The organism is Paenarthrobacter sp. PH39-S1 (genome assembly GCF_030063245.1).
Lineage (GTDB): Bacteria > Actinomycetota > Actinomycetes > Actinomycetales > Micrococcaceae > Arthrobacter_M.
In genome coordinates, this window is sequence record NZ_JASISR010000075.1 from 1 (window position 1) to 5,357 (window position 5,357).

2 rRNA genes are annotated in these 5,357 nt (G+C 56.0%); both read right to left on the reverse strand.

The annotated features are described in order from the left end of the window. Positions 1 to 104: 104 nt before the first annotated feature. Positions 105 to 3,251, reverse strand: a 23S ribosomal RNA gene (locus QMG52_RS21340). 559 nt (positions 3,252 to 3,810) lie between these two features. After that, positions 3,811 to 5,335: ribosomal RNA gene (locus QMG52_RS21345) — 16S ribosomal RNA — on the reverse strand. The 16S and 23S rRNA genes sit together here, the layout of an rRNA operon. Positions 5,336 to 5,357 lie beyond the last annotated feature (22 nt).

Here is a 5,357-nt window from a genome sequence, read left to right on the forward strand (position 1 = left end):
GGGGTGGGGTTGTTGGTTGGGAACCACATAGTGGACGCAAGCAGCAGATCTTTTTCCCTGACCGTGGTGGTGCAGCGTTTGAAGTCGCTTCACCGGTCAGGGGTGTGGTGTAAGTCATCGGCCTATTAGTACCGGTCAGCTTCACGGGTCTTTAGTCCCCGCTTCCACGTCCGGCCTATCAACCCAGTGGTCTGGCTGGGGGCCTCTCACACACAAAGGTGCATGGAAATCTCATCTCGAAGCGGGCTTCCCGCTTAGATGCTTTCAGCGGTTATCCCATCCGAACGTAGCTAATCAGCGATGCACTTGGCAGTACAACTGACACACCAGAGGTTCGTCCGTCCCGGTCCTCTCGTACTAAGGACAGCCCTTCTCAAATTTCCTGCGCGCGCAGCGGATAGGGACCGAACTGTCTCACGACGTTCTAAACCCAGCTCGCGTACCGCTTTAATGGGCGAACAGCCCAACCCTTGGGACCTACTCCAGCCCCAGGATGCGACGAGCCGACATCGAGGTGCCAAACCATGCCGTCGATATGGACTCTTGGGCAAGATCAGCCTGTTATCCCCGAGGTACCTTTTATCCGTTGAGCGACGGCCATTCCACAATGTGCCGCCGGATCACTAGTCCCGACTTTCGTCCCTGCTCGAGATGTCTCTCTCACAGTCAAGCTCCCTTGTGCACTTACACTCGACACCTGATTGCCAACCAGGCTGAGGGAACCTTTGGGCGCCTCCGTTACTCTTTAGGAGGCAACCGCCCCAGTTAAACTACCCATCAGGCACTGTCCCTGACCCGGATTACGGGCCGAAGTTAGATGTCCAAAGTGACCAGAGTGGTATTTCAACGATGACTCCACCGTAACTGGCGTCACGGCTTCACAGTCTCCCACCTATCCTACACAAGCCACTGCGAACACCAATACCAAACTATAGTAAAGGTCTCGGGGTCTTTCCGTCCTGCTGCGCGTAACGAGCATCTTTACTCGTACTGCAATTTCGCCGAGTTTATGGTTGAGACAGCGGGGAAGTCGTTACTCCATTCGTGCAGGTCGGAACTTACCCGACAAGGAATTTCGCTACCTTAGGATGGTTATAGTTACCACCGCCGTTTACTGGGGCTTAAATTCTCAGCTTCGCCCGCAAGGGCTAACCGGTCCTCTTAACCTTCCAGCACCGGGCAGGAGTCAGTCCGTATACATCGTCTTGCGACTTCGCACGGACCTGTGTTTTTAGTAAACAGTCGCTTCCCCCTGGTCTCTGCGGCCCCGATCCCCTCCGACCAGCACGTGGTCATCAAGGTTGGGGCCCCCCTTCTCCCGAAGTTACGGGGGCATTTTGCCGAGTTCCTTAACCATAATTCTCTCGATCGCCTTAGTATTCTCTACCTGATCACCTGTGTCGGTTTGGGGTACGGGCGGTTAAAACCTCGCGTCGATGCTTTTCTCGGCAGCATAGGATCACCAAATTCCCCCTCACGGGGGTCCCGTCAGATCTCAGACCCGGTATCAAAACCAGGGCCACGGATTTACCTATGACCCGCCCTACATCCTTAGACCGGGACAACCATCGCCCGGCTTGGCTACCTTCCTGCGTCACACCTGTTAATACGCTTACCTCCCGGGATCAGGTCCCGCGGTCCGCAAAAAACCGGACCCGCCACAAGGGCGGACGGTCATGCATCCGGCGGTTAGTATCACCCGATCAGCATTGGCGGTTTTTCACCGGTACGGGAATATCAACCCGTTGTCCATCGACTACGCCTGTCGGCCTCGCCTTAGGTCCCGACTTACCCAGGGCAGATTAGCTTGACCCTGGAACCCTTGATCATCCGGCGGACGGGTTTCTCACCCGTCATTCGCTACTCATGCCTGCATTCTCACTCGTGTAGGCTCCACCACTGGTTTACACCGCGGCTTCACCGCCCACACGACGCTCCCCTACCACTCCGGACGACTGAACCACGAAGGCTTGTCTACTATCCGAAATCCACAACTTCGGCGGTGTACTTGAGCCCCGCTACATTGTCGGCGCGGAATCACTTGACCAGTGAGCTATTACGCACTCTTTTAAGGATGGCTGCTTCTAAGCCAACCTCCTGGTTGTCTTCGCAATCCCACATCCTTTCCCACTTAGCACACGCTTAGGGGCCTTAGTTGGTGGTCTGGGCTGTTTCCCTCTCGACCATGAAGCTTATCCCCCACGGTCTCACTGCTGCGCTCTGACTTACCGGCATTCGGAGTTTGGCTGACGTCAGTAACCTTGTAGGGCCCATTAGCCATCCAGTCGCTCTACCTCCGGCAAGAAACACGCAACGCTGCACCTAAATGCATTTCGGGGAGAACCAGCTATCACGAAGTTTGATTGGCCTTTCACCCCTACCCACAGCTCATCCCCTCCATTTTCAACTGAAGTGGGTTCGGTCCTCCACGACGTCTTACAGTCGCTTCAACCTGGCCATGGGTAGATCACTTCGCTTCGGGTCTAGATCACGCCACTACACTCGCCCTATTCAGACTCGCTTTCGCTACGGCTTCCCCACACGGGTTAACCTCGCGACGTAACACTAACTCGCAGGCTCATTCTTCAAAAGGCACGCCGTCACAAGAATCAGACTCGCTCCGACGGTTTGTAGGCACACGGTTTCAGGTACTGTTTCACTCCCCTCCCGGGGTACTTTTCACCTTTCCCTCACGGTACTTGTCCGCTATCGGTCATTAGGTAGTATTTAGGCTTATCAGGTGGTCCTGACAGATTCGCACGGGATTTCTCGGGCCCCGTACTACTTGGGATACTCTCCAGGCGGTGTCAAAAACATTTCGGTTACGGGGCTCACACCCTCTACGGCCGGCCTTTCAAGACCGTTCACCTATGCCTACACTCTCACCTCCCCAGCCCGGCAGAGCTGGAACGGAAAGTCCCACAACCCCGGCCATGCAACGCCCGCCGGCTATCACACATGACACGGTTTAGCCTGATCCGCGTTCGCTCGCCACTACTGACGGAATCACTGTTGTTTTCTCTTCCTGTGGGTACTGAGATGTTTCACTTCCCCACGTTCCCCCCACACAGCCTATGTGTTCAGCTGCAGGTCACCACGTCACCCCAAAGAGCGCGTGGCGGGGTTTCCCCATTCGGACATCCTCGGATCAGGGTTCGGTTATCAACTCCCCGAGGCTTATCGCAGATTCCTACGTCCTTCTTCGGCTCCTAATGCCAAGGCATTCACCGTGCGCCCTTAAAAACTTGACCACAAAAGATCACAAAACAAAACATATCGAGAGAACCATGAAACCACCACACCACCCCACACCCTCGAAAGGCACGAAACGATGCAACAGATCCAGGTTCAAACATTCTCAAAGAAATTGCTTCTTAAGATGCTCGCGTCCACTATGTAGTTCTCAAACAACAACCCCATCACACACCAGCAACCACACCAACGCGCGGAAACCAGCCATGCCCGGGAACACCAGAAACACCAAACCCCCGCAACCCCCTCCACCCACACCAGCAGGCAAAAAAGACCACGGAACCCTGTTGCCTCAGGACCCAACAGTGTGCCAAACGAAACCCACGGAACCACCAACCGCAAAAACCATCCTTTCCACACCCGCCGCCACGCCCCCCAAAGGAGAACACAACACACGGGCCGTACTCAAACACCGGCCGGCACCCCACAGGCACCTGTCCTGTCAATATTCCACCCATGAGCACCCACCGCGGAACAATCGTCCGCGCAACGGGCCTCCTGCAGACCCCCACCACCAACCACCAGGGCCGGGGCAAACGAATCTGAGGCGCTCCTTAGAAAGGAGGTGATCCAGCCGCACCTTCCGGTACGGCTACCTTGTTACGACTTAGTCCCAATCGCCGGTCCCACCTTCGACGGCTCCCCCCCAAAAGGGTTAGGCCACCGGCTTCGGGTGTTACCAACTTTCGTGACTTGACGGGCGGTGTGTACAAGGCCCGGGAACGTATTCACCGCAGCGTTGCTGATCTGCGATTACTAGCGACTCCGACTTCATGGGGTCGAGTTGCAGACCCCAATCCGAACTGAGACCGGCTTTTTGGGATTAGCTCCACCTCACAGTATCGCAACCCTTTGTACCGGCCATTGTAGCATGCGTGAAGCCCAAGACATAAGGGGCATGATGATTTGACGTCGTCCCCACCTTCCTCCGAGTTGACCCCGGCAGTCTCCCATGAGTCCCCGGCATAACCCGCTGGCAACATGGAACGAGGGTTGCGCTCGTTGCGGGACTTAACCCAACATCTCACGACACGAGCTGACGACAACCATGCACCACCTGTAAACCGACCGCAAGCGGGGCGGCCATCTCTGGCCGTTTCCGGTTCATGTCAAGCCTTGGTAAGGTTCTTCGCGTTGCATCGAATTAATCCGCATGCTCCGCCGCTTGTGCGGGCCCCCGTCAATTCCTTTGAGTTTTAGCCTTGCGGCCGTACTCCCCAGGCGGGGCACTTAATGCGTTAGCTACGGCGCGGAAAACGTGGAATGTCCCCCACACCTAGTGCCCAACGTTTACGGCATGGACTACCAGGGTATCTAATCCTGTTCGCTCCCCATGCTTTCGCTCCTCAGCGTCAGTTACAGCCCAGAGACCTGCCTTCGCCATCGGTGTTCCTCCTGATATCTGCGCATTTCACCGCTACACCAGGAATTCCAGTCTCCCCTACTGCACTCTAGTCTGCCCGTACCCACCGCAGATCCGGAGTTGAGCCCCGGACTTTCACGGCAGACGCGACAAACCGCCTACGAGCTCTTTACGCCCAATAATTCCGGATAACGCTTGCGCCCTACGTATTACCGCGGCTGCTGGCACGTAGTTAGCCGGCGCTTCTTCTGCAGGTACCGTCACTTACGCTTCTTCCCTACTGAAAGAGGTTTACAACCCGAAGGCATTCATCCCTCACGCGGCGTCGCTGCATCAGGCTTGCGCCCATTGTGCAATATTCCCCACTGCTGCCTCCCGTAGGAGTCTGGGCCGTGTCTCAGTCCCAGTGTGGCCGGTCACCCTCTCAGGCCGGCTACCCGTCGTCGCCTTGGTAAGCCATTACCTCACCAACAAGCTGATAGGCCGCGAGTCCATCCAAAACCAATAAATCTTTCCACCACCCACCATGCGGTGAAGAAGTGAATATCCGGTATTAGACCCCGTTTCCAAGGCTTATCCCAGAGTTAAGGGCAGGTTACTCACGTGTTACTCACCCGTTCGCCACTAATCCCCCCAGCAAGCTGGAGATCATCGTTCGACTTGCATGTGTTAAGCACGCCGCCAGCGTTCATCCTGAGCCAGGATCAAACTCTCCGTTGATGTAAAAACAGACACCACCACA